Here is a 25940-nt window from a genome sequence, read left to right on the forward strand (position 1 = left end):
TCGAGAGAAGTATGGTGAGAGTTGGGGTCCTTGGACTGCAAGGTGCAATCCGAGAACACGTGAAAGCACTTGAAACAAAAGAAGCAGAAATCATTGTTGTGAAACGAGTAGAGCAACTCAAGGATTTAGATGGCCTCGTACTACCTGGTGGAGAGAGTACGACAATGCGTCGATTAATTGATCAATATGGATTTTTAGAGCCACTTAAAGCTTTTGCAGCTGAGAAGCCTATTTTCGGTACATGTGCTGGGCTAATTCTGCTTTCAAAGCATATTGAAGGAGTAGACGGATCGCATATTGGTGTTATGGATGTAAAAGCAAAAAGAAATGCATTCGGACGTCAGCGCGAAAGCTTTGAAGCGCCATTACCTGTTAAAGGATTAGTAGATGACTTTATCGGTGTCTTCATTCGAGCTCCGTATATCGAAGAAGTTGGAGAAGATGTTGAAGTGCTTGCTACGTTTAATGAAAAAATCGTAGCTGCACGTCATGGACGTTTTCTTGCGTGTGCCTTCCATCCAGAACTAACAGATGATGATCGCATGCATCAGATGTTTATTGATATGGTTTTGGAGTTTAAGAAAGAAGGACTTGCAACAGAGTAATTTTTCGTGTAAATTATTACGTACCAAGAAGAAGAGAATTCTTTTTCTGCATAAGACGAATGATAAACGAAAACGTTGACGGGAATTAGTAATAGATGTTCAATGCCAAGAGAGTCGATGTGTGGTGCGAATCGATCATTGAACCCTGTGAATCCATCCTTGAGTAGAATGCTGAATGAAGTAGGCTTTCTCGGAGCAGACCGTTATTCTGTTAAGAGGCAGACAATCGTCTGCAATCAGGGTGGCAACGCGGGTAGCTCTCGTCCCTTTATAGGGGACGGGGGCTTTTTTGTATTTAAATACACGTCTCTACACCACTATCCCTTCCGTTAACTCGTTTATTGTTCATTAAAAAAGGAGGAAAAAGCATGATCGATTTAAAGTATTTGCGTAAGAATTTTGAAGAAGTAAAAGTAAAGCTATCTAAGCGTGGGGAAGATCTAGTAGGTCTTGATCGTTTTGAAGAGCTTGACCAGCGAAGAAGAGACCTTATCGCTGAAACGGAACAGTTAAAAGGACAGCGGAATGAAGCTTCTAAAAACGTGGCAGCATTTAAACGTGAGAAGAAAGATGCTGATCACCTTATTAAAGAAATGCGTGAAGTTGGCGATAAGATTAAAACAATGGATGAAGAGCTTCGCAATGTTGAGACAGAGCTTGAGCAAATTCTTCTTCAAATTCCAAACATTCCGCATGACAGTGTACCTGTTGGTGAGACGGAAGACGATAATATCGAAATCCGTACGTGGGGAGAGAAAAATGATTTTGCTTTTGAAGCGAAGCCACACTGGGACATCGCAACTGATCTAAATATTATTAACTTTGAACGTGCTGCAAAAGTAACGGGTAGTCGCTTCGCATTCTATAAAGGTGTTGGAGCTCGTCTTGAACGTTCATTGATTAACTTTATGATGGACTTACATGAATCAGAGCATGGCTATGAAGAGATTCTGCCTCCTTACCTTGTGAACCGTGAGAGCATGACTGGGACTGGTCAGTTACCTAAATTTGAAGAAGATGCGTTCAAAATTAGGGAAGAAGACTATTTCTTAATTCCGACAGCGGAAGTCCCTGTTACAAATTTTCATCGTGATGAAATTATGGACGGAGAAGATCTTCCACTTGCTTACACCGCATATAGTGCTTGCTTCCGTTCTGAAGCTGGTTCTGCTGGTCGTGATACACGTGGACTGATTCGTCAGCATCAGTTTAACAAAGTAGAGCTTGTTCGCTTCGTTAAGCCTGAAGATTCTTATGATGAACTTGAAAAGCTGACTGGCCACGCAGAGAAAGTGCTACAGCTGTTGAACCTGCCTTACCGCGTGATGAGCATGTGTACAGGTGATCTTGGATTTACAGCAGCAAAGAAATACGATATTGAAGTTTGGATTCCAAGCTATGGCACATATCGTGAAATTTCTTCTTGCAGTAACTTTGAAGACTTCCAGGCACGTCGCGCAGGTATTCGCTTCCGTCGAGAAAAGAACGGTAAGCCAGAATTCCTTCATACGTTAAACGGATCTGGTCTTGCAATCGGAAGAACAGTTGCTGCAATCTTAGAGAACTATCAACAAGAAGATGGCTCTGTAATTGTTCCTGAAGTTCTGCGTCCATACATGGGTGGTCGTGAAATCATTAAATAGAAAATGATAAAGAGCAGAGGCATCTCTGCTCTTTATTTTTAGGATATAATCGTGTATAGTAAGGGGTGTTGATTTTCGGCGCGGTTTAACTGAAATGATCAACATAAGTAAGTAATTCAAATTCTTTTAAAAAAGTTTTGAGATATCGTTGACATTATTATAAGACGATGATATTATATTACTTGTCGCAGTTAGTTAATAACTTCTTCACACGGAGGAATACCCAAGTCTGGCTGAAGGGATCGGTCTTGAAAACCGACAGGGGCTTAGTCGCCCGCGGGGGTTCGAATCCCTCTTCCTCCTCCATTTACTAATTAATAACCAACGCGCATATAATTTGGAGATTATATTTCGACCGCTGTCATCGCCGACAGCGGTTTTTTCTATGTACTCATATTTTATGATAAGAAAAAAGCTATCCAACGGATAGCTTTTTTTAGATTATCTACTTAAAGAAGGGATTTGTTGAAATTTCTGTTCAATACGCTTTAAGATAAGTTCAACAGAGGATGGGTCGTTAACTAGATCATACTCATTGATATTTAAGCGGAGAATTGGACAGGCATTGAAACTGTCAATCCAATTTGTATAGCGCTCATACATTTCTTCCCAATAAGCAGTTGGCGTTTGCTGCTCCATCGGACGGCCACGCTCTTTAATGCGATCAACGACATCATCAAATGATCCTTCAAGATAGATCATTAAATCAGGATGGGGGAAGAAAGGCGTCATCACCATAGACTGAAACAGATTCGTGTAAGTATCATAGTCAACAGCTGACATTGTTCCTTTTTCATAATGCATTTTTGCAAAGATGCCTGTATCTTCATAAATGGAACGATCCTGAACAAATCCTCCACCATATTCAAACATTCTCTTCTGTTCTTTAAAGCGCTCAGCAAGGAAATAAATTTGCAAGTGAAAGCTCCAACGTGAGAAGTCATTATAGAATTTCTCTAAATATGGATTGTTATCTACTTTTTCAAGAGAAGTCCTAAATTGTAAGGCGTTAGCAAGTGAGCTCGTAATGGTAGACTTCCCGACGCCTACCGTACCAGCGATTGTAATGACGGCATCCTGTGGGATGTTGTATTTTTCTCTGAGATTCATTTAACAGGGTCTCCTTCTTTCAATGTTTTTTCGAGGGATTGGAAGATGGTGTGTAAATCATCTTGATTGGACACAAAATCCATCTCATCACCATTGAAACGGAGCACAGGAATATCAGGATGATGTGCTTCAAATTCTTGCATAAACCGTTCATAGTCAGATGAAAGACGCTCAAGGTAAGCGGGATCGATGCTTTTTTCAATCTGTCTTCCACGTTGTGAAATACGGTTAAGCAGCGTTTCAAGGCTAGCATTTAAATAGATAATGACGTTCGGTTCGGGCATTCCTTCGGTTAGAATGTCATAAATCTTCATATATTTAGAAAAGTGCTTGTCACTAAGTGTCTGTTGGGCAAATATCTTATTCTTAAAGATGTGGTAATCGGAAATAACGGGAAGCTGTTTTGATAAATGATGCTTCTCCATTTCCTCTAACTGTTTGTATCGATGGCTGAGAAAAAACATCTCGGTTTGGAAGCTCCACTCTTCAATGTTGTCGTAAAACTTACCGAGAAAGGGATTCTCTTCTACGATTTCTTGAAAAAGTTCAAATTGATAATGAGCAGCAATCGCTCGAGATAGGGAGGTCTTTCCAACTCCGATGGGGCCTTCGACGGCAATAAATGGGGTCTGGTTCATACGTATCCTCCTCCGTCGTTTCCTATAGCAGACCTTGCTTATCTTTGAATAGACAAAGATTATTGTAGCATACACCACGAACTGTTGACAGGGTTAAAGGAAGCAAGTTAGAGGTAAATAAAGCCTGCCTGTTTGAAGCCTAAATGGAGTAGGGAATGACACTAATACAAAGGAGTGAAATCATGGATTCTAATCAGATCTTAATTTTACTGTTCATCGGTTATTTAGTTTATACGATTGATAAAAAGCAAAAAAACTTCCCTGCACCACTGGTCTTATTAGGTTTAGGAATAGGACTTTCTTTTCTTCCGTTCTTCAGCTCCGTACATATAACGAAAGACATTATCTTTGAATGGTTTCTACCTGCTCTTCTTTTTATTTCTGCGTATCAGTTTCCGTTTGCTCATCTAAAAAAGCACGCGGGTATTATTGCCGCATTAAGCACGCTGGGATTACTATTGAGTGCTCTCCTCCTCGGTAGTTTATTATTTATTATAAGCGGGCCGTTCCTTTCATTATCATTTGTTGGGGCTTTATTAATTGCTTCTATTCTTACACCCACTGATCCCGTCTCTGTGGTCTCGATTTTAAAGCAGGCTTCAAAAGATCCAAAAATAGCAGATGTGGTCGAAGGTGAATCGATGGTGAACGATGGTACGAGTATCGTTCTTTTTACAGTGTTCGCTGGCATGTATCTTGGTGATGAGAGCTTTTCTATTAGCTCGTTTATTTATGACTTTGCTCTTGTGTCAATTGGAGGAATTGCGATCGGAGCGATATTTAGTTGGATTGTCTGTCGAGCCATTTCTTTTACACACCAGCGACAATATCAGGTGATGCTAAGTATCGTGCTCGCTTATGGAAGTTTTTATGTAGCAGAAAATCTTGGTGTGTCAGGAGTTCTCTCCGTCGTTGCAGCTGGAATCATGCTTTCACATGAACTTGATGGCTTTATTAAAGAATCACACTATAGAGAATACCTTAATAGCTTCTGGGAAGTTGTTGAGCCAAGTATTCTGTCATTGATTTTTCTATTGATTGGGATTGAATCAACAAACTATCTTGATTTTAACTACTGGGTATTTGCAGGATTGATCTTTCTCGCATCTGTAGTTGTTCGTTTCCTTGTGCTTGCAGGTATTATTAAATCATTTACAGCCTGGCGTAATGAATTTAATTGGAAAGACATTTCGCTTGTTACCTGGTCCGGCATACGGGGAACGATGTCGGTTGCACTTCTTCTAAGTTTGGAATCTGAGTATGGTTCAGGAGATAGTACGCTTATCTCTCTCACGTTTGGGGCTGTGTTGCTATCTCTTGTTTTTCAAAGCGTGACGATCTATCCGATGTCTAGTTATTTTGAGAAAAAAGCGAAATGACCTGTGGTGTAAGCGAATTCTGCGATATTTTAGTTTTCCCGCGAAAACTGCATTTATTTCCACGGTATAGAGAAGGCGCCGTTTCTAAACGCTCGTCTTCGCTTTTCATTTACTGCGTTATGGCTTTAGCATATGTTCTTGAAATGTTTGGAAAAAAACTATACGTTTAAGCTGAGTGACAAACTATATTTGGAGGGATGATTGTGCAGGAGCAAATGATGAATCAAAATCAACAGGAAACGGCTGATTTTTTCCCGGTGCGTGATGTGGATTATTTGGAGATTTATGTTGGAAATGCGAAACAGGCTAGTCACTATTTTTGTAAGGCGTTTGGATTTACGCCGGTAGCTTATTCAGGGCTTGAAACAGGGGATCGTGAAAAAGTATCTTATGTGCTGCAGCAAAATAACATTCGTCTCGTTTTATCAGGTGCACTGTCGAATGATCACCCAATTGCGGAGTTTGTCAAATTGCACGGAGATGGCGTTAAGGATATCGCTCTTACTGTAGAGAATATTGATAACGCTTACAAAGAAGCTGCTGAGCGAGGAGCGATTGAACTAAGTCCACCGAAAGAATATAAAGATGAGCATGGCGTAGTGAAGATGGCGGTTATTGGTACTTATGGTGATACCATTCATACATTAGTTGAACGAAAAAACTACTCCGGGCTTTTTCTTCCTGGGTTTAAGGAGTTTGAAGGGAAAATCCCTTCAAAGGAAACGGGGTTACTTGGTATCGACCACTGCGTTGGGAACGTGGAATCAATGGAAGAGTGGGTTTCTTACTATGAAAATGTGATGGGCTTTAAGCAAATGATTCATTTCGATGATGAAGACATTAGCACAGAGTACTCTGCGTTAATGTCGAAAGTGATGCACAATGGGGGACGCATTAAATTCCCGATCAATGAGCCTGCAAATGGGAAACGTAAATCACAAATTCAAGAATACCTCGATTATTACAATGGTCCTGGTGTGCAGCATATTGCTGTCCTGACGAATGATATTGTTGATACAGTTGCAAAACTTCGTGAGGGTGGAGTTGAGTTTCTTGAAACACCAGATGATTATTATGATGCGCTTACTGAGCGAGTAGGTGAGATTGATGAAGAGATAAGCAAACTACGCGAGTTAAAAATTTTAGTGGACCGTGATGACGAAGGGTACTTACTTCAAATTTTCACAAAACCTGTTGTCGATCGACCAACGTTATTTATTGAAGTTATTCAGCGTAAGGGTGCGAAAGGATTTGGAGAAGGAAACTTTAAAGCGTTGTTCCAAGCGATTGAACGAGAGCAGGAACGAAGAGGCAACTTATAGAAGATTATTTTCAATCTGCTTTAAGAAGGAGTTGCCTTTTTCATGAAAGTTCAACCGAATACTTTGGGATGGAAAGATGCCTATAAATTATTGATTGGATCTATTCTACCTCGGCCGATCGCATTTGTATCCAGTATAGATGAGAGCGGTGAGACGAATCTTGCTCCTTTTAGCTTTTTTACAGGGATATGTGCGGATCCTATGATGGTTTGCTTTTCTCCGATGCGAAAGGCTGGTGCAGGAGATAAGAAAGATACGCTCTTAAACATTGAAGAATCAAAGGAGTTTGTGATCAATATCGTTGGTGAGAAAATTGCTGAACAAATGAATGAGTGTGCTACGCCTTTTCCAAAAGGTAAGGATGAATTTCTGGAGGCTGGACTTACAAAAGTAGAAAGTGAGCTAATTCGTCCTCCTAGAGTGAAGGAGAGTGACGTTCAGCTCGAATGTGTTCTTGATCAAATCGTTGAGTTTGGTGAGCATGAAGGCTCAGGTAGTCTCGTTATCGGAAAAGTTGTGATGGTTCACGTGCGTGATGAGTTATATAAAGATGGCAAGATAGATACGGAGATGCTCCAACCAGTTGGGCGTTTAGCGGGTCAGGAGTATACGAGATCTATAACAGATACATTTACATTGAGACGAAAAACATCTCCTGATGGAAAGAGCTGAGGCCGTTGAAGTTCGTTACTTTCGAAGTAGAGGGTAGAAGACAAGCTGGTATTTATAAGGACTCGCGTATTATCGGATTACATGAGGCTTCTAATGGTGTTATTCCAGAAGATCTCATGAGGATCATTGTCGACTACCCGCGTTATCAACCGCTTATTGAAGCATGTATAAATGGTAATTATGAACTCGAAAACGTTACTCTATATGCGCCTCTTCCGCGTCCACTGAGCATCCGAGATTTTTATGCCTTTGAAGAACACGTGGTCACTGCACGAGGGAAAAGAGGGCTTGGTGTTGTGCAAGAATGGTATGAGCTTCCGGTCTTCTATTTTTCAAATCATCTTGCGGTCAAAGGACCAGGGGATGTAATTCTACGACCTAAAGCATGTGAAAAGCTAGACTATGAATTAGAAATTGCATGTGTCATTGGAAAAGAAGGGCGCAACATAAAAGCAAATCAGGCGAAAGACTACATTTTCGGTTTTATGATTATGAATGACTGGAGTGCGCGTGATCTTCAAGCACAAGAAATGAAAGTCGGCCTAGGTCCAGCGAAAGGAAAGGATTTTGCTACTTCCTTCGGTCCCTTTCTAGTAACGATTGATGAGCTTCCTATGGAACATGGGAAGCTTGATTTACAAATGGAGGCATTCGTAAATGGCGAGCGTTATTCCTTGGGAAATGCGAAAGATATGTACTATTCCTTTGGTGAGATCATTGAACAGGCCTCCCGCAATGTTACCTTATATCCTGGAGAAGTACTCGGTTCAGGCACGGTGGGAAGCGGGTGTATTCTTGAACAGACAGATCGTATCTTTCTACAGTCCGGCGATAAAGTTGATTTAGCTATTACGAACCTTGGCACGCTTTCAAATGTCGTGGGGGAGGAGGAAGAGTATGGTTTACTATCGAAAAATGGGAGAGGTTCCTTCTAAACGACATACAACGTTTAAAAAAGAAGATGGTTCCTTATACAGGGAACAAGTGATGGGAACGAAAGGATTTTCGGGTATTCAATCGATCTTGTATCATCACCATTTTCCAACAGCAGTGACAGATGCGACCTTTCTAAAGAATATAGAACCAGAGTATGAGACAGAAAGCGCTCTTCGCCATCGTCATTTCCGAACAGCACAGTGCGACAAAAAAGGTGATGCAGTTGTCGATCGATGTTATTTCCTAGGGAATGAAGATGTGATTCTCGGGATCGTGAATCCTACGAAGACAATGGATTACTTTTATCGTAATGGGGATGGCGATGAACTTTTCTTTATTCATCACGGTTCAGGGAAAATCGAGACGATGTTTGGGGAAGTCTCTTATGAAGCTGGCGACTATATTGTCATGCCAATTGGAACCATTTACCGCGTTATTCCAAAAGGGGAGGATAATCGCTGGTTGGTTTTAGAAGCAAACAGTGCCATTACGACTCCGAGGAGATATCGAAACGAATATGGGCAGCTGATGGAACACAGTCCATTCTGTGAACGAGATTTCAACGGGCCAGATCGTCTTCTATCTTTTGATAAAAAAGGATCGTTTGAAGTAGTAACGAAAACACGTGGGGGGTTGCACCGCCATATGTTCGATCATCATCCGCTTGATGTTGTCGGCTGGGATGGCTACCTTTATCCATGGAAGTTTAATATCAACGACTTTGAGCCGATTACAGGGCGAGTGCATCAGCCGCCACCAGTGCATCAAACCTTTGAAGGTCATAATTTTGTCGTCTGCTCCTTTGTGCCAAGGCTCTATGACTATCATCCAGACGCCATTCCAGCACCTTATTTTCATAGCAACGTTGATAGTGATGAAGTGCTTTACTACGTTGAGGGGAATTTCATGAGCCGGAAAGGTATTGAGGAAGCGTCGATTACCCTTCATCCTTCAGGTATCCCACACGGTCCGCATCCAGGAAAAATTGAGGCAAGCATCGGCAAAAAAGAAACGCTTGAGCTTGCTGTAATGATCGATACATTCCGACCACTTAAGGTCATTGAACACGTTCAGCAATATGAAGATGAGAATTATATGAAAAGCTGGGTCACAGAATAACGAATTGGGGAAATGAACGGCAGTCGCGTGATCACTTGATCACGCGATGATTATGTTGCACGATGCTTTTGCTTTTATGTATTTTCATGTATAATGTTATTCATTCGGCCCCGTAGCTCAGGGGATAGAGCAACGGTTTCCTAAACCGCAGGTCGGAGGTTCGAATCCTCTCGGGGTCGCCATTAAAATCCTTAGTTTATAAGGTTTTTTTATTTTGGCTAAAATGGAAAATATATAATCGGGCACGATTTGGGCATAATTTGGGCACGATTTGCAGTTAAATATAACAAACTGAACCAACTTAAAGACACATAAACATAAAAAAGACTTTTAAAAAAGAACAGTGGCACATGCCTCTGTTCTTTTTTAAAGTTGATTTGAACACGATACTTTGGAAATTCGCTTAGCCTGACTACTCTCGCTCTACGAGCACGTTCTCGGATCTCTACTACCATTGAACCGCTAGCCTTTCACAGAGCCTCCGACATGATGCGAACAAGCATATCTTTGACTGGGAGATTTTTGCTTAGTTCTCAATTTTAATTAATGTTTCTCCACTTTCTCTGCCTTCTAAATTCAGTCGAAGAATACCTTCTGTCTTAATACTCCTTGAGTCATCTCAAAGTTGAAAAATGATACTTCCTCGCAATAACTGCGCTGGATCACTCATAATTTCGTGGTTCCCGGCTTGGCATGAGGTATAGGTTTGGCAGCTTTTATAACACAATAGCTGTACTTCTCCCCATTTTCGAGCGTCTTAACGCCTTGCTCTATGATTTCTGATTCGTTTTCTGCAAAGAACTTGCGGATCTTTCGTTTTTTGTACCAAAAAAGAGGGTTCAATTTCAATCTGTTCCAATTCATTTCGCTCACTCCAATATGAAAAGATTTTATTTAGTCTTTATGCAGTCCTACACTGCAGGAGTTCACAATCTACAGTAATGGATATTCTTGAATAAAAGAACTGCAAGTAGTCTCTTCGAGACTGCACCGGTTCTGCATGATTCTCTTGATGTGAGGTACATTTAGACTGTTGTCTTAGCCGTTTTAAGCATTAGTAAAATTGGTACTGATTTGGGTTTCTAAAATATTTTTAACATTCCCACAAAATAATACACTGTGATGAGCATTCACATATTGAACAAAGTCATAGTATCATAACGGGTTACTTGAGAGGTGTAAACATACGAAATCATATAAGAATTCACACTATAAATCAATTTTAAAGAGGACTCGCACACCAAATCACATATCAATTCACAGGCTAATTCACACTGATAAAAAAATTTGAAATAAATAATTCAGATTTTAAAAAGCTGTGATTTCAAATGTGGATTCAAACAACTTCACAATTGGATATTTATATTAAAATTGAAGGTGAAGTCAGAAAGTTGCTCAAGATATGGGCAGGATTGTGGAAGGCTCAGTTTCAAGATATTAGCCAGATTTGAAACGATATCTGTACTCATTCGTATATAAATTAAAGCACTTTTTAGGAGTGGTAGTTATCTTTGACCTTGTGATATTTGGTGTAGTTGCTGTTGGGGGTGGAATAGTTGCTCTAATTGGATTTTTAGTCATATTAGGGAGAAAAATTACTGAACCTAACAAAGAATTACAGCAAAAAGTAGAGAGTCTTGAAAACGAAATGAAAAGCCTCAAAGACAAAAAATAACTCAGTTTCGAGTCATTAAGTTATAGGGAGCGTATCTTTAGAAAGATTGCTCCCTTAAATAAATTCTTTTAGTTGTTTCTGCATTTTTTTGAAAGATATACAGGTTTGCTTCTTTCTAATTCTTTACTTACTATATCCCAAGAAGCAGTTCCTCTTTTTAGGGTTAGCTTGACGTTTGATCCGTCGATGTCCTTATAAATAAAATATCCCACAAATGAATTATCATATTTTGGCGGTAGTGGCTCCATTCCACCTACAATCAATAGCATTTTTTCGCCTTGTGAAGCACCACTAAACAATGGGAATAAAGATTTAATATGTGAGGATTCGGTACCTTCAATTATTAGTGCTTTTTGTAAATCATCTATCGAATAGCGAAGTGAATTGTCGTCTTTTAGAAAAGGGATTAATTCTGGATAACTCCTCGTAATGTCTTTTATTACTAATTGGTTGATATTACACGAGCGACTTTCGTAACTATCTGAATAGGCATACGTGTTATAAGAAGTTATTAGTGTAATAAAGAGAAAAGGTATAGTTAGTGCTGATATTTTTGAAACCATAATTACATCCTCTCAAAACGTAATGTTATTAATTTCACCTAAGTTAAGATGAATTATCATTAAATGCATAGAGGAATCGTATTTAAGGAGATCTTCCATAATAGGGAGCGAATCCATAATATAAATCGTTTCCTTAAACTTGTAAAAGGAGTTTATCATTCTATGAGTAAAGGCGTATATACATATAAATCAAAAAGCAATAAAACTATAATGGTTCGTGAGGCTACTACAAACGATGCTGAAATAATGGTAAAAAATGCTTCAAAAGCATTGGTTGATGCTCCTTATATGTTGAGTACAGTAAAAGATAAGGAAAAACTAGATATTAAGGACATTGAAAAAATGCTGGAACTGTATGATCAAAATTCAAACTACGTCCAGTTCCTTGCTGAAGTTGATGGTAATTTAGTTGGTGCAATAGATTTTAAAAATGGTGATAATGAAAAAATTAAACATCAAGGGTCTTTTGGAATGACAGTCTTACCTGAATACCGAAATTATGGAATTGGACGAGCTTTACTTGAGACATTAATCGACTGGGCTCAGAGTAACCAAGAAATAGAAAAGATTTGCCTTGAAGTAATGGAAGATAATTTAGGGGCGATTAAGTTGTATAGGAACATGAACTTTTATGAAGAGGGAAGAAAGATAAAGGGAGTGAAGATGGAAAATGGATACCAGGATTTAATTTTAATGGCTTTGTTCCCTTAAGATCCTTAAGTCGAGTCTTCTGAAAAAAGGAGCACTTGCTTAATTATGAATTAGCAATCTAATTTGGTCTAAGTAAGGTTTATAGGTATGATGAGGAGGAACTTTGGTGAACATGTCCCGTTTTATTATGTCAGCAAAAGAATCTAGGGAAAAAGGAATTCGTGTTCGTTTTATTACATACTGTATTTTGATCTTCATTGTCCCTTTTATTTTAACAGTGGGATACGATAACTCCTTGTTTAATTAAAGGGAACGTTAATCTAAAAAGGATTACGCTCCTTTTTGTTTAATTTAATTACAGGGCAGTTTAAAGGTATACAAAGAGTTACTTGGATTGAGGGGCAGGCTTGCGGAATAAACGATTTAATAAGGGGATATGGGGATGCAACACAAAATGGGATTATACAGTAAATATTTTGACCAAATAAAAGAAGGAGAAAAGACAGTTGAAATAAGGTTATTTGACGATAAGAGAAGAAAGATTAAGGTTGGTCATACAATTGTATTTATCAAGTTACCTGAACAAAACGAGTCTTTAAATGTTGAGGTTACTGGATTGAGAAACTACGATACCTTTAAGCAAATGCATGAGGAGATTCCTTTTGAAGATTTAGGAGGAGAAGGATGGACTATGGATGAAATGCTCAAAGGTATTTATAAAATATATACACCAGAACAAGAGAAAGAGTGGGGTACATTGGCTATTACAATAAAATATTTTTGAGGATGTCTGTTAAGCAAACGGGAGCGTTGATCTAAAAGGATTGGTGGAAGAACCAGGAGGGCAATTAATGAAGAAAAATCTATTGATTATGATGCTACTTTCAATAGCTCTATGCGCCTGTTCAACTAACGAATTAGAAAATGTTGAAAAAGTAAAAGCGAGCTATTGGATCGTAAATGAAAAATCTCCACGAGAAGTAGAGTGGTTTGATGAGAACCAAGAGGTAGGAGTATTCATTGACGCTACCACTAATGCGAAAGAATTGGATGACCAAAAGTTTATTAAAACCCCTCCGTTATTGACCTTTGATCTTATTGGTGAAGGAAGCAATAATAAATCATTTCATCTATGGATTACTCAAGATAGAGAAGGGTTCATACAAAGTCTTGTGCCAAAAGAAAGTCAAACTTACCGATTGGAAGAAGATACGATAAAAAATCTAACAAACATTCTAGAAAAGCATGAGAACACTACCCTTTTAACAAACATCGAGTTCGAGGATTGATTTGAAGTATTCCTTTAAAGGGAGCTTAAGTGAAACTAATAAAGTGGGAGAGGAATCATGAGTAATAATCTTAAAGCGCAGTTAAGAGAGTTAGAAGAAACCCATATCAACCTTGAGGTAAGGTCTTCTGCCCAAGAACTTGATAAGATATTAGCTGATGATTTTTGGGAGATTGGGAGTTCAGGCATTAAGTACAACAAAAGAGAATGTCTTGAACTTGGTGTAGTTTTAACGGATATGACAATACATAACTATGAAATACAGCAATTAGCTCAGGGCCTAGTATTAGCAACTTACTTTATTGAAGATCGAACCAGGAAGAGAAACACACTTAGAAGTTCAATATGGAAACATATAGACGGTAGGTGGCAATTGTATTTTCACCAAGGTACGATTATTCAATAAGTGTGAGTATGAAGGTTAGGTGTCAGTTAAGTCACTCATCTTTAATTTAATCCTTTTCTATAATCGGGGGCTATCGAAGAACTAGGCTACAGTGCTTTGCTGCTGAAAAGATTAAGTATACTAGTTGAGAAAAGCGAATATACCAATAAAAGCACTCTTTTAGGAGGGGATAGGTATTCGCTTAATATCATTCATCTTCGGAAATCCTAGTGAACCATCTTTCTGTGTCGGAGGAGTAGTGTGTGCATCGATAGATGATTTAATAGTTACTTTTTTAGCATTATTGGTTATTTACCTTGGCTATAGGTTCATCTATAAACAGTAATAATATAGTTAATCTCCATATCTCCATTCATCAAGTGGGATAGTTATTATATCTTCCATAATCGGGAGCGTTAATCTAGAAGGATTACGCTCTTTTTTGTTTAAGTAATAACAGGGCAGTTTAGTAGAAGATTTAATTCAGCATTCTTAATGGTTATAGTCTCAAAAACCCCAAGATAGAAGTAGGATGAAACTAAAAATTTGCTAATATTTATTATATATAAAATAAAAGATTGGAAGGTGAATTTAGTTATGAAAAGATTAGATATTGATGAATGGGATAAATTTTTTTGTAATATGGAACACAAGGAAGGTTATTCTCATTGGGATTGGATTAAGGTTGTATGGGTAGATAATTCAAATAAATGGTGTATATGTTATGGTGATGAGATACTTGAAAATGGATTTAAAACAGAAATGCAAGCACTTGATAGATGTGAATATTTGGAGAGCATATTATAATTTAGAAAACTCTGAATAAAATAAGGTTTTATACCTTCTTTAACTTTAGGGGGCGTTAATCTAGAAGGATTACGCTCTTTTTTATTTAAGTTAATTACAGCGTATGATTTTGAATTAGACATAAGAGAGGATGTAGACAGTTGAAACAAGTGATTGCTCTAGGAGGCGGAGGATTCTCTATGGAGCCAGAAAATCCTTTGTTAGAAACATATGTACTTAATCAATCAATAAAAGAAAAGCCTAAGATTTGTTTCATCCCAACTGCAAGTGGAGATTCAGATAATTACATATCAAGGTTCTATAACTTCTTTGAAAAGCAAAATTGTAAACCATCCCATCTATCATTATTTAAACCACCAACCAGAGACTTGGAAAGCTTTATATTAGATAAAGATATAGTGTATGTTGGTGGTGGCAATACCAGAAATTTACTAGTCTTGTGGAAAGAATGGGGGTTAGATACTATTTTAAGAAAGGCGTGGGAACAAGAGGTTTTATTAGCTGGTATAAGTGCAGGTTCCATTTGCTGGTTCGAAGAAGGTATCACTGATTCATTTGGTGGTGAACTTGAACCACTAGATTGTTTAGGTTTCCTAAAAGGTAGTAATTGTCCTCATTATGATGGGGAAACAATAAGAAGACCTTCCTATCAAGAACTTGTTGCTGAAGGGAAAATAACGTCGGGTATCGCAACTGATGATGGTGTTGCCCTGCATTATGTGAACAATGATCTAAGTAAAATCGTTAGTTCAAGACCCAATGCAAGGGCTTATAAAGTTTATTACGAAAATAGAGTGAATGAAATTGAACTGGAGACAAAATTTTTAGGGGATTATTAAACAATCGGGAGCTTTATCATAATAATAAAATTAAAAAAGCTTGGAATGGCATTGTGCCTCCAAGCTCTATTTTGTGTGAATTGCTATGTGATTTCACGTTTTGCACCTCTGAAGTAAACCCGTTAATAGAATCACAAAGGATTATATTTTTATGAGTCTATCAGATAAAGGGCAGGGTTGAGGACTTGAATTCGAGGTATAATCTTTAGGTTAAATAGTGAATTCTATTATACAATGAAAAATCATTTGAAATAACCCATCTAAAAAGTAGTGTCTTATTTTTTTATTTGTTAAAATGGAAATAAAAGTATGCTGTGAAAATTTTATATGAGGGGAGATTGATTGATGTCTTACAGAAATATGTACATGATAGAGATTAAACATGATGGCTTGAACAAGTATAGGATGATAAAAGGGGCAGATCGGTACGTCGTAGAACAGAAAGCAAATGCTCAATTGAGTCAATGGGAAGATATGTGGAGAAAAAAGAAAGAAGCGGAGAAAAAGAAGGCTGAACGAGATCAAATAGTAAGAGAAAAAGAAGCCAAAAAAGAATTAGCAATAGAAAAAACTCTAGAGGCTGAAAAAATATTAGAAAGTCTGGAAAACACTTTACTACATACACTAGAAGTCGATGACAAAATTGATTGGGAAACTTTAAAAGATACTAGAGAATTTGAAAAAGAGAAGCCATCAAAACCTATTAAATTAGATATACCGACAAAACCTATAGAGGGTTCAGAACAGTACAAACCTAAATTGAATTTATTAGCTAAGGTTTTTAGTATTTGGAGACAGAAGAAGATTGACCAAATGAGAAACATGTTTGAAACCGATTTAAAAAATTGGGAGATAGAAAAAGAAAGAATAAATACTATTAATGATGAGAGTTTAAACAATTATAAAACAACATTAAATCAATGGAAAACCGAAAACACCAAGTTTATGGCAACACAAGAGAGAAAGAACAAAGCAATTAAAGAACAAAAGGAAAAATACTTGAATGCTTCCCCTACTGCTATTATTGATTACTGTGATTTAGTATTATCTAACTCACAATACCCTGATGAATTTCCTCAAGAATTTGATATTGATTATAATCCAGCCAACAAAATCCTAATCATAGATTACTCACTTCCATCCCCAGAGAGAATACCAACACTTAAAGAAGTTAAATATTTTCAATCCAGAGATGAATTTAAAGAAGTATTTCTGTCTGCCTCAGCCGAGAAAAAATTATATGACAACCTTATCTATCAAATAACTCTTAGATCATTACACGAAGTATTTGAGGCTGATGCTATAAATGCAGTAGAATCCATTGTCTTTAACGGTTGGGTAAAGTCAATTGATAAAGCAGTTGGACAAGAGGTTAATGCGTGTATTCTTTCAGTACAGACTACAAAAGAAGAATTTTCAGGTATCAATCTTTCTCAAATAGATCCCAAAACTTGCTTTAAGAATTTAAAAGGTATTGGGAGTAGTAAATTGCATAGTTTATCTCCAATTGCACCAATCATAAAAATAGACCGTGAAGATCCACGATTCGTCTCTTCTTATGACATAGCAGATTCCATTACTGATACAGATAACTTAGCAGCCATGGATTGGCAGGACTTCGAACATCTAATTCGTGAGTTATTTTCAAAGGAATTCAATCAATCAGGTGGAGAGGTGAAAATCACTAGAGCAAGTAAAGATGGTGGAGTAGATGCCGTCGCGTTTGACCCCGATCCATTACGTGGAGGAAAAGTCGTCATACAAGCTAAAAGATACACAAACGTTGTGGGTGTCTCTGCAGTCCGGGATTTATATGGAACCGTCCTAAATGAAGGGGCAAATAAAGGGATACTCGTTTCCACAGCAGATTATGGACCTGATGCGTATGGGTTTGCTAAAGGAAAACCAATCACTCTCTTAAATGGTAATAACCTTCTACATCTCCTTCAAAAACATGGACATAAAGCAAAAATTGATCTTAAAGAGGCTAAAAAGCAACTTTTCGAAAGAGAACAAAGTTGATATTAAAGGCTTTACATTAAAATACGTAATCTAATTAGTATCGGTATATTCTACAATCGGGAGTTTAATGAAGCATACCTATTACGTAAGATACGGTCAGTGGCTAATGCCTCAAAACGTTTTTTTGCCAGGAAAAATTTCACACTAGACAGTTTCATATTCTCAATCGTTATCACTTATGATAAAATTCAGTTATCAGATATTTCCAATTTTATCAAAGAAGCTTCACACTTATGGGATTAAAAAAATTAATGTGTGCATAACGAATAGAGATTGAGATACTACACTCAAAAATCTTCACTTAAAAGACTTCGTTAATGCCATAGTAAGTCCATAGCTTCCTAGATTTAACTAGTGCCTTTAAAAATAGCTAATTTAAATATATTAATTAAAAGGGAGTTCGTTAAAATGCCAAAGCATTCTGGAGGAAAAGTTGGTAAGGCTGGAAAAGTGCTATCCACTTCAAAATCTAAAACTAGAAAATCTCAGGCAGCAAAAACACTAAACAAACATAAAAACACAAAGCATTAAACATAATTTCAATAACTCTACTAGAATCTATTATTTTTATTTATTAAGGGAACTCCATTTAAGAACGGAGATCCCTTTTTTAGCACCAATCTCCCTAATATGTACATACTAGTTTGTTTGTAAGTAATACCTGTAATGCTTAATGGACTCGATAGCGGCACTTTATTTTGAAATATATTGATATTGAGGAGCTTTTTATGAGTATTAAATATGTGAAAAAAAGAAGAAAACGAGCAATCGAAACCTTAAAAGAATTAGTTAACAATCCTGAAAATGTTTTACTAATTCATTACTCGTGTGAGAGCTTTTATAATATTAAGGATGGTAGAACACCTAGAATCACCTCTATAGCTGTAAGATTTCTGAGTACAGCACAAACAAAGTCTTTTTCTATTCATAGAATAGCTGAAATCAATGGGACACAATTTAATGAAATAGAAACTTATTATGACGAATTAGAAAAAGAGATGCTTGAGCAATTCTTTCAGTTTGTTAAAACTCATAAAGATTACAAATGGGTTCATTGGAATATGAGAGATTTAAATTATGGTTTTGAAGCTATAGAGAATAGATTTACTGTTCTCAACGGAAAACCTCAAATTATAGATGATTTAAGAAAATATGATTTTCCAAGGCTCTTAGTAGATGTTTATGGTATGGGATATATCGGGCACCCAAGATTAGAAAAATTAGTTGATAAGAATAAAATTTCTAAAAAGGACTTTCTTCAGGGTATAGAAGAGGCTGATGCTTTCGACAATAAAGAGTATGTAAAATTGCATCAATCTACATTAAAAAAGGTAGATATTTTTCATTCTCTGTTAACGAAAATTGCTGAAGGAAAACTTAAAACGAATGCAAGGTGGTATGAACCTTATGGGTTAACACCACAAGGAGTTTACGAGGTAGTAAAAGATCATTGGCTCTATGCATTATCAACATTAGTTATAGGGGCTTTTTTAGGAGTGTTGATTTCAAAGCTCTTTTGACTTTAAAATACCCTAGGTGAATCCTAAGCTACTAAAGAGTATAAATAGAATGAATTTGAATAATAGTTATTAATTGGTTTTCTTGGGTTTATATTCTTTTTAATGATTTCACCTTATACAATTGTTCGTTTTGGCTCGTTGTAGAAAAAATTATATAAAGCTCACAATGACGTGTTTTTAGAAAGGAATAGAACGTTAAATATCACTTTAAGTAATCTGAAGATTAAAATTTGGAGGGGTATCCAATTCAAACAATATGTGAAAGCATATATCGTTTATCACTTAAAATGTGGGAAGATTTGAAGGATTTTTATGAAAGTGGAATATTTGCACGTGAAGAAACAATAACTGAAACAATACTCCTTGAATTATATAGAAGTTTGCCAAAGGAACAATATGAATTTAAAAAGTTTAGTATTCATAAAGAAAAAGATAATGGCGCCGATTGGGAATGGTATTTAATACAGGATGGGTATTGGATTAGGTTTCTTGTTCAAGCGAAAAAATTAAATGTAGATTCTGGCAAGTATGAATCTTTACATCACCCATATAATAAAGAAATTAACGGGAAAAATATAGAAATAGATGACCAATGCAGTAAACTACTCAAACATGCATATGGACATAACTATATACCTATTTACTCATTTTATAATTATATACAAGAAGAGAATCTTAGTAATTCTAATTCAAAGTTTACTTCAAAAATAAAATATAATAAAACGATAAGTTGGACTTACTGTTTTGCTGAACATATATACCCTACAAGAAGTAATAAATCAAAAAAATTTGATGATATTTTTAGTTTCTCTGATTTCATGTGGCGGTTGTTTTGTGATTTAGATCTGGATGACATTTTAGATGAATATAATAATCTACATAAAAATAATGATAGAAAAATAGATGGTCAATTAGAGTATCCAGCTTCAAAAATTCCAGCTCCAGAACATATTAATAAAAGAACAATTAATGAATTACCTACATACATAGATAGGATGGTTCAAGAATCTGAACTTAAACTACCAAAGATTAATAGACCATTAAAAGATGAACCCAACTGTGAAAATATTGTAGTAACTGTGTTGTCTCCAGCAAGTTTGAAAATTAATAAAAAATTAGATAATAAAGGCATTATTAGTAGAATAATTAAGATATATAAGGCAGTAATTAATTATATCTTCAGGAGAGTATAGTTATTAATAAGAGTAAAGCATTAATTTCTGAGGAATAGAAGGCATAGAAAAAAAGAGGATGAAAAACAATTCATCCTCTTTTTTCTATTTAAATATGCTCTCAATTTTATCCGAGGCTTCTCGATCCTTAGCTTTCAAAGCATGACCATATCTATTAATCGTCATAATACCATCAGCATGTCCGGCACGTTGAATAACCGTTTTAACATCGACATTGTTTGCTAAGAGCAATGTGATATTTGTATGCCTAGTAGTATGAAAAGACTTGATAGGAAAGTTGTTTTTCTTTAGAAACTTTTTGAATTGATTATTTACTGATCCTGGATGCATCGGCTTTCCGTTCCACTGAGTAAACAATCGGTTGTGATCTTCCCATAATTCGGCATGGATATCTTTCTGTTGTTCTTGATGTTCCTTTAGATTTAGGAGTAAGGAAGCTTCCGTATTTGAAATAGAGATAACTCTCTTAGAAGTTTTTGACTTTGGAACATCTGTATAAATTCCGACACCGGAACGGTACATACTTGTTTGCTTTACATGGATTTCCTGATTTTCAAAATCAATATGAGACCATTCTAATCCAAGTAGTTCACTTTTACGTAGTCCAGTCATAAAGGCTAGTGTAAATAATGTGGCGTACTTGTAATCTTCTTTGGCTAATTCTTTTATTATGTTTGCAGCTTCTTCTTCAGAATAGAATGCTGCTTCTTTTTGTTCTACTTTTGGAGGTTTTACTCTAGTTGCTACGTTTTGAGGGATAACATCCCACTCCATTGCATCTTGTAAAATAGCGGATATACAGTTGTGGTGATGCTTTATTGTTTGGTGAGAAAGCCCACCAGGCTTTCCATCTTGGCGAACACCATTTTCCTGTAAATTAGAATAAAACTGTTGGAGATGTAGTGGCTTTAATTTCTCAATCGGTATATGTCCAATGGCATGAAAGATTCGGTTGTTGAGCATTTGTTCATAACCATGAACAGTGCTTTTCTTCAGAGTCTTCCTGGCATAGGTATCTAGCCAAAACAAAGAGAATTCTTTGAAGGTCTTTTTTGGATTTTCTATATAGTTGCCTGAAACTATTTCAGCAACGAATTTAGCTAATTCCTTTTCTGCTGCCCTTTTACTTTTAGCAGTTATCGTTTTACGACGAATAATTCTTTTTCCTTTAGAATCCGTACCTGCACTTACTCTGAGACGATAAGTATTTTCTCCGCGTTTTTCTATACTTCCTGCCATTCCAATTTGCCTCCTTAATTATATGAAAAGACACTAATATGATCATTAATATCCAATTAAGGCGTTAATCATACAAATCTATTCGGTTTTATAACTACTTGTTATGTATATATCAAATCAATTCTCGGTTATATAACTGTCTCGGGATACCGAGTTAGATATATAACCGAACTCTTGTTATTTAAAAAGCCGTTGTAATAGGCTTTTTAAAGGTGTGATTTGTTTAAATTGCTGTCTGGTCATTTTACTCATTCGGTTTTATACCTGTTTCGCATGTTAGAGGTTCCTAACATTTTCGGTTTTATAACTAACTCAAATTCATCTTTCTAATATGCTTGCCGTCGCATCAATTTCTTTTTCAAGTATTGGAAAAGGAGTTAATCGGTAATTAACTTCTAGTTTGAGATCGTCCATGTTTAAGTTGATACGTTCAAAGAACATAAGACATAAGACTCTTATTGGAATTGTATTTAAGGAATTCAAGTCCAATTTGGTAAACCTTTTGAAAAATTCCTTATATCCTTTAGTTGTTTGCCAAGTAGTGATTTGGTCAATTAAAGAATTATTTTTCCTAATGTGCTGTTCAAGATCTTCAAGGATCTCGGTGAAGTAAAATTTTACTTGCTCATTATCTTTGATATCAGGATTTTCTGAGTTCAAGATCACTACGTCTTTTTTGTGATGGAGTTTGTCTTGGATACTTAAAAGTTTTGATTTGTAATTACCAAGGTGTTCAAGAACGTGATGCTCCATATCTTCTATTACTGTCTGCCATTCTCTCTGAAACCTTGTCATTATTGTTTCATTTGTCTTATTAGCATCGATGCTTTTTTTACAAGAGGTACAACGATAGATTAGATATTTCACTTTGCTCTTCGAAGGTGTTGCATCTTTCGTAATAAGAGGCGATTTACATTTACTACAAAAGATTATTTCTTTAAATAAGAATGGCGTATCAAACATTTTAGGTTTGGTTTTCAGCTTTCTTACTTGTTCTACCATGTTCCAGACGAGTGGGGAGACGATCGGTTCGTGTAGATTTTCATTAATAACTGGTTGTTGGTCAGACCCTGTCATGTAATTAGTTTTACGTTTTCTTTTATTCCAAGTAAGGTGTCCGATGTTTTCCTTTCTGTTTAAAACAGAATCAACAGTGCTATGGTGCCAACCTTTATTATTAGGACTAGGAGCGTTTGCTTCATTTAACAAGGTAGTAATTCTTTCATTACTATAACCCCAACTGGATAAATGAAAAATAAAGCGAACAACTGATGCATTCTCATTAGGAACTAATTTCTTATTAACTAAATCAAAACCAAATGGTGCTTTACCACCAGGTCGAATATTCTTACTGATGGATTGTTTCTGGTGATCGAAAGCTCTAACTGATTTTATTTTTGATTCTTGATTTGCAAAAATGAATTTAAGAATAACCATCACGTTATGAGGATCCCATTCATTTTCAGATTGAGTTGAAAAGAACTTACAATTAGGTTTCTTTTCCTTTAATGGCACATAAACTTCTTTAACAAATGATTCAATTGTTCTGTCTAACCTGCTCTCTTCATAGAAGAATATTGCTTCAGCTTGATCCTCCATAATATGTTTGGCAGCCTTAGCCAAGCCTTCTCGTTTACCTGCAGATTTTTGATATGCACTCACAGCTTTATCTTCACACCAGGCTACAATTTCGTAACCTTCTCTTTTAGCTTTATGTAGTATTTCTCTCTTTTGAACATCAAACGATAAGTTCTCATACTGCTTGTGACATGAAATCCTAAGATATCCAATCGCATTGTTAAGAGTATTGCACATTATCAATTCCCTCCAATAGTTGCCAGTAATAAAGGTCAAAGTTGATCTCCTGTGTGCTAATTTCAACTGAACGAATGAGCATGGGAATTAACTCTAAAAGATCTCCTTTTTCTAAGGAACTAATATACCCTCCAATAGCGCTCTCTTTCAATTGTTTAATCTGCATTTTTTGGTTCTTTAACTTTTCTTCCTGAGTCATAAGTCTAAGGTAGTCGGTTTCTAGTTTTTTTAACTCTTTTAGGGTTTTACGACCATCCTTGCCTGAAGGGTTTAGGGTATAGGAATATTTTTTTGCTAACATCTGAGTGGTAATTGACTTTTCTTCCATTTTGATAGCTTTTGCCTGCTTATTAATACTCTTCATGAAGCATTTAGTAATAATAGAATCATCAAACTTTCTTATGCATTCCTGAACAATGTCTTCCACTAAGAGGTTTAATTCATCTGATTCAATGAAAATATCTTTGTGGTTTCTACAAGAAAAGATCCCCAAGCCTAAGTTATCGATATCTTCCTTATAATTTAACGACGATTTACATACTGAACATTTCACATCTAATAATTTATTGCGGGTATGTCTGGCTTCAGCCTCAACAAGGATGTTTTTATAATCTGTAATTCTTTCTTGAACCCTTAGAAAAGTATCGAGATTAATCATTGGCTCTACATGAGAGAGTGGCTGATATTGTTCTTGAGAATAGTAGTGACCACAATAAAATGGATTAAATAATATTCTCAAAACAGTCTCTTCTTTCTTTTTATACTTTTTCTTAAAGGATTTTATAGTTGTATAAAGATCGTTCGGTGATTGTGCAGCAAGAGCTTTATTGAAAAGTTCTACTACAATTTCCTTTTTAGGTTGGTCAATTCTGTATATCTTCTTTCCTTTTTCTCCCTCAGGGTTATAGCCAAAAAGTCTTGAAGGAAATTGCATGCGTGCATCAGCAGTCCGCGTTGTAATTTGAGCACCTTCTACCTGGCTCATAAGTGCAAAAATGCTCTCAGTATCAAGATCATATGTAAAAGGCGGTTGATTGGAAGCAGTGAAAATAACTTTCACATTATAATCAATAAGTATTTTTGCAATTTCTAAATACTGATATGTATTTCGAGCAAGTCTATCTCGATGATAAACAACCAATGTTTCGATTTTATTTTCTTTAACAAGTGTTAGTAACTTATTTAGTTCAGGTCGTTCTTCTATTTTGCTTTTTGTTGCAGACACACCGTCATCATGTAATTCGAGAATTCTATCTTTATTAAACTGCTCTAAATACCTCTGAGCAGCTGATACTTGCATTTTTTTATCTTGAGAATCTGTACTCACCCTTGTGTAGAGAAGGATGAATTTTGCAATGTTACTGAATATGTGTTTAGCTGAATTCATTTTAAAAAACCCTTTCTGTACTCATCCGATGCTTTTAGTAATTCTCCTTTAATTTGTGGAGATGCGTCGAGTTGGGAGATGATCATACCTTCTAGCAAGTAGAGCATCCAACGTTGTGATTCTTCAGGAAGCTCTTCGCTGTATGATACTTTTACAACTCTCAATTTCTTTTCCAATGGTATTACCTCCAGTCAATTGTTTTCATCAGTCATTGACTGGAGGATTCGGTTTTATACCTAACCTTTCTTTGTGGTGGGGACTTCTTCTTCACTAAAAAGGTCAAAATCTAGTTGAGCTACGCCCAATGGATTTTTAACTTTTCGTTTTCTAGTAATTCGCTTAGTAGTAAAATCATTAACGATTATCATATATACCTTCTCCTTTGATAAATGCTTGAATAATTGTCTTCGATACTCCATTGCTCTCACATACCTCTAAACTTTTTGAAATCCAGTGCTTGAGATTCTCTTCAGTATATTTCATTCCCGCAGCCTCCTTATATCTCTATCTTTCTAACACTTCCAGAGTTTTGATCTTCCTGGTCGTTGTTTATTGACTGTTCTTCCTGTTCATTCATCCACTTTTCTAGGCTACTTGTCCTGAATAAAACTCTTTTACCTGCTCTAATGTGTGGCACCATGCTTTTTTTTGCTAGGTCTAATAGAAGGTGATAGCTAATCCCTAAGTATTCAGCAGCTTCTTTAGCAGTAAGTGTTGTTCTGATCAATGGGTTCATTTTGTATCCTCCTTGGAATGTGAAAATTCATTCTGAAAAATCTTCTTTTTTAATGCCGATATAATCTTTTATCCGATTAAAAGATCTAAATCAAGAGAGTACGATAAAAACTTTTAAAAGAATTATCTTTTTCAATCAAAGATATTGAATGATCGTAAAACAATATTAATAAGTGATATAATCTTTTATCCGATTGAAAATTGTAAATCAAGAGACAAAGATAAAAATTTTATTAGAATAGCAGACTAAATTTTTCTAAAATTCAGATAAAAAATGTTAAAATTATAGTGGAGAAAAATAAACAGGAAGTTTCCATAAAAGTATAAGGGACTTTTATAATATGAATTAACTCTGTTGTTCTTATAGTTTTTTTGAAATTATTAATGGTAATCAATC

The 25940-nt window shown here is 36.1% G+C and carries 28 protein-coding genes, 2 tRNA genes and 1 other annotated feature; of the genes, 19 read left to right on the forward strand and 11 right to left on the reverse strand.

What is annotated here, in order from left to right; all coding sequences use genetic code 11:
• The first annotated feature begins 11 nt into the window (after positions 1-11).
• From pdxT to AC0VYV_RS00085, 3 genes are all read left to right on the forward strand, one after another.
• A complete protein-coding gene (gene pdxT / locus AC0VYV_RS00075; RefSeq protein WP_430243125.1) occupies positions 12-605 on the forward strand; it encodes a pyridoxal 5'-phosphate synthase glutaminase subunit PdxT in 594 nt (197 codons plus the stop codon).
• A 66-nt stretch (positions 606-671) separates the two neighbouring features.
• Positions 672-876 (forward strand) — a binding site (T-box leader).
• Positions 877-973: 97 nt separating this feature from the next.
• Positions 974-2248: a serine--tRNA ligase gene (gene serS, locus AC0VYV_RS00080; protein WP_194222562.1), complete on the forward strand. Its 1275-nt coding sequence runs from the start codon at positions 974-976 to the stop codon at positions 2246-2248.
• 213 nt (positions 2249-2461) lie between these two features.
• A tRNA-Ser gene (locus AC0VYV_RS00085) sits at positions 2462-2554 on the forward strand.
• Positions 2555-2689: 135 nt separating this feature from the next.
• Here AC0VYV_RS00085 and AC0VYV_RS00090 read toward each other — a convergent pair.
• Both AC0VYV_RS00090 and AC0VYV_RS00095 read right to left on the reverse strand, forming a co-directional pair.
• The gene (locus tag AC0VYV_RS00090) at positions 2690-3358 is read right to left on the reverse strand and encodes a deoxynucleoside kinase (protein WP_194222563.1); all 669 of its coding nucleotides are present in this window, start codon (positions 3356-3358) and stop codon (positions 2690-2692) included.
• The gene (locus AC0VYV_RS00095; RefSeq protein WP_194222564.1) at positions 3355-3996 is read right to left on the reverse strand and encodes a deoxynucleoside kinase; all 642 of its coding nucleotides are present in this window, start codon (positions 3994-3996) and stop codon (positions 3355-3357) included. The genes AC0VYV_RS00090 and AC0VYV_RS00095 overlap by 4 nt, the downstream gene beginning before the upstream one ends.
• 182 nt (positions 3997-4178) lie before the next feature.
• On the opposite strand from AC0VYV_RS00095, the gene AC0VYV_RS00100 reads away from it, so the two are divergent.
• The 6 genes from AC0VYV_RS00100 to AC0VYV_RS00125 all read left to right on the forward strand — a co-directional run bounded on the left by AC0VYV_RS00100 (position 4179) and on the right by AC0VYV_RS00125 (position 9606).
• Positions 4179-5375 carry a cation:proton antiporter gene (locus AC0VYV_RS00100; RefSeq protein ID WP_475374337.1) on the forward strand — a complete coding sequence of 399 codons (1197 nt, stop codon included), beginning with the start codon at positions 4179-4181 and terminating at the stop codon, positions 5373-5375.
• Between the two features lie 215 nt (positions 5376-5590).
• Positions 5591-6697 carry a 4-hydroxyphenylpyruvate dioxygenase gene (gene hppD / locus AC0VYV_RS00105; RefSeq protein WP_475367432.1) on the forward strand — a complete coding sequence of 369 codons (1107 nt, stop codon included), beginning with the start codon at positions 5591-5593 and terminating at the stop codon, positions 6695-6697.
• A gap of 42 nt (positions 6698-6739) precedes the next feature.
• On the forward strand, positions 6740-7369 hold the full coding sequence (locus AC0VYV_RS00110; protein WP_430243119.1) for a flavin reductase family protein: 630 nt from the start codon (positions 6740-6742) through the stop codon (positions 7367-7369).
• Positions 7370-7374: 5 nt separating this feature from the next.
• On the forward strand, positions 7375-8304 hold the full coding sequence (locus AC0VYV_RS00115; protein WP_475374338.1) for a fumarylacetoacetate hydrolase family protein: 930 nt from the start codon (positions 7375-7377) through the stop codon (positions 8302-8304).
• Complete coding sequence (locus AC0VYV_RS00120; protein ID WP_475374339.1) at positions 8267-9424, forward strand: homogentisate 1,2-dioxygenase; 1158 nt, start codon at positions 8267-8269, stop codon at positions 9422-9424. Before AC0VYV_RS00115 ends, AC0VYV_RS00120 begins: the two co-directional genes overlap by 38 nt.
• Positions 9425-9530: 106 nt before the next feature.
• Positions 9531-9606, forward strand: a tRNA-Arg gene (locus AC0VYV_RS00125).
• 484 nt (positions 9607-10090) lie between these two features.
• On the opposite strand, the gene AC0VYV_RS00130 is transcribed toward AC0VYV_RS00125, so the two are convergent.
• Positions 10091-10288 (reverse strand): hypothetical protein, encoded by a 198-nt coding sequence (locus AC0VYV_RS00130; RefSeq protein WP_475374340.1) that lies wholly within the window; start codon positions 10286-10288, stop codon positions 10091-10093.
• A gap of 879 nt (positions 10289-11167) precedes the next feature.
• Complete coding sequence (locus AC0VYV_RS00135; RefSeq protein ID WP_475374341.1) at positions 11168-11662, reverse strand: hypothetical protein; 495 nt, start codon at positions 11660-11662, stop codon at positions 11168-11170.
• A gap of 210 nt (positions 11663-11872) precedes the next feature.
• Between AC0VYV_RS00135 and AC0VYV_RS00140 the strand changes: the two genes are divergently transcribed.
• From AC0VYV_RS00140 to AC0VYV_RS00185, 10 genes are all read left to right on the forward strand, one after another.
• Positions 11873-12373, forward strand: coding sequence for a GNAT family N-acetyltransferase (locus AC0VYV_RS00140; protein WP_475374870.1), 501 nt, complete (start codon positions 11873-11875; stop codon positions 12371-12373).
• Positions 12374-12755: 382 nt separating this feature from the next.
• Positions 12756-13097 carry an ASCH domain-containing protein gene (locus AC0VYV_RS00145; protein ID WP_475374342.1) on the forward strand — a complete coding sequence of 114 codons (342 nt, stop codon included), beginning with the start codon at positions 12756-12758 and terminating at the stop codon, positions 13095-13097.
• Positions 13098-13164: 67 nt separating this feature from the next.
• Positions 13165-13602, forward strand: coding sequence for a YhfM domain-containing protein (locus tag AC0VYV_RS00150; protein ID WP_475374343.1), 438 nt, complete (start codon positions 13165-13167; stop codon positions 13600-13602).
• 57 nt (positions 13603-13659) lie between these two features.
• Positions 13660-14007 carry a nuclear transport factor 2 family protein gene (locus AC0VYV_RS00155; RefSeq protein ID WP_475374344.1) on the forward strand — a complete coding sequence of 116 codons (348 nt, stop codon included), beginning with the start codon at positions 13660-13662 and terminating at the stop codon, positions 14005-14007.
• 576 nt (positions 14008-14583) lie between these two features.
• Entirely contained in the window at positions 14584-14793 is a 210-nt protein-coding gene (locus AC0VYV_RS00160) for a hypothetical protein (RefSeq protein WP_475374345.1), read from the forward strand.
• A gap of 140 nt (positions 14794-14933) precedes the next feature.
• Positions 14934-15632 (forward strand): Type 1 glutamine amidotransferase-like domain-containing protein, encoded by a 699-nt coding sequence (locus AC0VYV_RS00165; protein WP_475374346.1) that lies wholly within the window; start codon positions 14934-14936, stop codon positions 15630-15632.
• A 345-nt stretch (positions 15633-15977) separates the two neighbouring features.
• Positions 15978-17654, forward strand: coding sequence for a restriction endonuclease (locus AC0VYV_RS00170; protein ID WP_475374347.1), 1677 nt, complete (start codon positions 15978-15980; stop codon positions 17652-17654).
• A 408-nt stretch (positions 17655-18062) separates the two neighbouring features.
• Positions 18063-18185 (forward strand): hypothetical protein, encoded by a 123-nt coding sequence (locus tag AC0VYV_RS00175; protein WP_475374348.1) that lies wholly within the window; start codon positions 18063-18065, stop codon positions 18183-18185.
• Positions 18186-18382: 197 nt separating this feature from the next.
• A complete protein-coding gene (locus AC0VYV_RS00180) occupies positions 18383-19174 on the forward strand; it encodes a hypothetical protein (RefSeq protein ID WP_475374349.1) in 792 nt (263 codons plus the stop codon).
• A gap of 230 nt (positions 19175-19404) precedes the next feature.
• Positions 19405-20367 carry a DUF6615 family protein gene (locus tag AC0VYV_RS00185; protein ID WP_475374350.1) on the forward strand — a complete coding sequence of 321 codons (963 nt, stop codon included), beginning with the start codon at positions 19405-19407 and terminating at the stop codon, positions 20365-20367.
• A gap of 84 nt (positions 20368-20451) precedes the next feature.
• Here the strand turns inward: AC0VYV_RS00185 and AC0VYV_RS00190 are convergent, their stop codons facing one another.
• The 7 genes from AC0VYV_RS00190 to AC0VYV_RS00220 all read right to left on the reverse strand — a co-directional run bounded on the left by AC0VYV_RS00190 (position 20452) and on the right by AC0VYV_RS00220 (position 25544).
• Positions 20452-21606, reverse strand: coding sequence for a tyrosine-type recombinase/integrase (locus tag AC0VYV_RS00190; protein ID WP_475374351.1), 1155 nt, complete (start codon positions 21604-21606; stop codon positions 20452-20454).
• 318 nt (positions 21607-21924) lie between these two features.
• Entirely contained in the window at positions 21925-23421 is a 1497-nt protein-coding gene (locus tag AC0VYV_RS00195; RefSeq protein ID WP_475374352.1) for a recombinase family protein, read from the reverse strand.
• Positions 23405-24808, reverse strand: a complete 1404-nt coding sequence (locus AC0VYV_RS00200; RefSeq protein ID WP_475374353.1) for a recombinase family protein — start codon at positions 24806-24808, stop codon at positions 23405-23407. Before AC0VYV_RS00200 ends, AC0VYV_RS00195 begins: the two co-directional genes overlap by 17 nt.
• Positions 24805-24984 (reverse strand): hypothetical protein, encoded by a 180-nt coding sequence (locus AC0VYV_RS00205; RefSeq protein ID WP_475374354.1) that lies wholly within the window; start codon positions 24982-24984, stop codon positions 24805-24807. The genes AC0VYV_RS00200 and AC0VYV_RS00205 overlap by 4 nt, the downstream gene beginning before the upstream one ends.
• A gap of 60 nt (positions 24985-25044) precedes the next feature.
• Positions 25045-25176, reverse strand: coding sequence for a hypothetical protein (locus AC0VYV_RS00210; RefSeq protein WP_475374355.1), 132 nt, complete (start codon positions 25174-25176; stop codon positions 25045-25047).
• Positions 25163-25291, reverse strand: a complete 129-nt coding sequence (locus AC0VYV_RS00215) for a hypothetical protein (RefSeq protein WP_475374356.1) — start codon at positions 25289-25291, stop codon at positions 25163-25165. The genes AC0VYV_RS00210 and AC0VYV_RS00215 overlap by 14 nt, the downstream gene beginning before the upstream one ends.
• Positions 25292-25304: 13 nt before the next feature.
• The gene (locus AC0VYV_RS00220; RefSeq protein WP_475374357.1) at positions 25305-25544 is read right to left on the reverse strand and encodes a helix-turn-helix domain-containing protein; all 240 of its coding nucleotides are present in this window, start codon (positions 25542-25544) and stop codon (positions 25305-25307) included.
• Positions 25545-25940 lie beyond the last annotated feature (396 nt).

This window comes from Anaerobacillus sp. QJM3NY_17, assembly GCF_056173665.1.

Excerpts from the sequence above, each read along its gene's own strand:
- AC0VYV_RS00195 (WP_475374352.1), bottom strand. The coding sequence starts at position 23,421 with ATGTGCAATACTCTTAACAATGCGATTGGATATCTTAGGATTTCATGT.
- AC0VYV_RS00140 (WP_475374870.1), top strand. The coding sequence starts at position 11,873 with ATGGTTCGTGAGGCTACTACAAACGATGCTGAAATAATGGTAAAAAAT.
- AC0VYV_RS00160 (WP_475374345.1), top strand. The coding sequence starts at position 14,584 with ATGAAAAGATTAGATATTGATGAATGGGATAAATTTTTTTGTAATATG.
- AC0VYV_RS00175 (WP_475374348.1), top strand. The coding sequence starts at position 18,063 with ATGCCAAAGCATTCTGGAGGAAAAGTTGGTAAGGCTGGAAAAGTGCTA.
- AC0VYV_RS00220 (WP_475374357.1), bottom strand. The coding sequence starts at position 25,544 with ATGAACCCATTGATCAGAACAACACTTACTGCTAAAGAAGCTGCTGAA.
- pdxT (WP_430243125.1), top strand. The coding sequence starts at position 12 with ATGGTGAGAGTTGGGGTCCTTGGACTGCAAGGTGCAATCCGAGAACAC.
- AC0VYV_RS00135 (WP_475374341.1), bottom strand. The coding sequence starts at position 11,662 with ATGGTTTCAAAAATATCAGCACTAACTATACCTTTTCTCTTTATTACA.
- AC0VYV_RS00150 (WP_475374343.1), top strand. The coding sequence starts at position 13,165 with ATGAAGAAAAATCTATTGATTATGATGCTACTTTCAATAGCTCTATGC.
- AC0VYV_RS00120 (WP_475374339.1), top strand. The coding sequence starts at position 8,267 with ATGGTTTACTATCGAAAAATGGGAGAGGTTCCTTCTAAACGACATACA.
- serS (WP_194222562.1), top strand. The coding sequence starts at position 974 with ATGATCGATTTAAAGTATTTGCGTAAGAATTTTGAAGAAGTAAAAGTA.
- AC0VYV_RS00210 (WP_475374355.1), bottom strand. The coding sequence starts at position 25,176 with ATGATAATCGTTAATGATTTTACTACTAAGCGAATTACTAGAAAACGA.
- AC0VYV_RS00180 (WP_475374349.1), top strand. The coding sequence starts at position 18,383 with ATGAGTATTAAATATGTGAAAAAAAGAAGAAAACGAGCAATCGAAACC.
- AC0VYV_RS00155 (WP_475374344.1), top strand. The coding sequence starts at position 13,660 with ATGAGTAATAATCTTAAAGCGCAGTTAAGAGAGTTAGAAGAAACCCAT.
- AC0VYV_RS00200 (WP_475374353.1), bottom strand. The coding sequence starts at position 24,808 with ATGAATTCAGCTAAACACATATTCAGTAACATTGCAAAATTCATCCTT.
- AC0VYV_RS00190 (WP_475374351.1), bottom strand. The coding sequence starts at position 21,606 with ATGGCAGGAAGTATAGAAAAACGCGGAGAAAATACTTATCGTCTCAGA.
- AC0VYV_RS00090 (WP_194222563.1), bottom strand. The coding sequence starts at position 3,358 with ATGAATCTCAGAGAAAAATACAACATCCCACAGGATGCCGTCATTACA.
- AC0VYV_RS00215 (WP_475374356.1), bottom strand. The coding sequence starts at position 25,291 with ATGAAATATACTGAAGAGAATCTCAAGCACTGGATTTCAAAAAGTTTA.
- AC0VYV_RS00100 (WP_475374337.1), top strand. The coding sequence starts at position 4,179 with ATGGATTCTAATCAGATCTTAATTTTACTGTTCATCGGTTATTTAGTT.
- AC0VYV_RS00095 (WP_194222564.1), bottom strand. The coding sequence starts at position 3,996 with ATGAACCAGACCCCATTTATTGCCGTCGAAGGCCCCATCGGAGTTGGA.
- AC0VYV_RS00145 (WP_475374342.1), top strand. The coding sequence starts at position 12,756 with ATGCAACACAAAATGGGATTATACAGTAAATATTTTGACCAAATAAAA.
- hppD (WP_475367432.1), top strand. The coding sequence starts at position 5,591 with ATGATGAATCAAAATCAACAGGAAACGGCTGATTTTTTCCCGGTGCGT.
- AC0VYV_RS00170 (WP_475374347.1), top strand. The coding sequence starts at position 15,978 with ATGTCTTACAGAAATATGTACATGATAGAGATTAAACATGATGGCTTG.
- AC0VYV_RS00110 (WP_430243119.1), top strand. The coding sequence starts at position 6,740 with ATGAAAGTTCAACCGAATACTTTGGGATGGAAAGATGCCTATAAATTA.
- AC0VYV_RS00130 (WP_475374340.1), bottom strand. The coding sequence starts at position 10,288 with ATGAATTGGAACAGATTGAAATTGAACCCTCTTTTTTGGTACAAAAAA.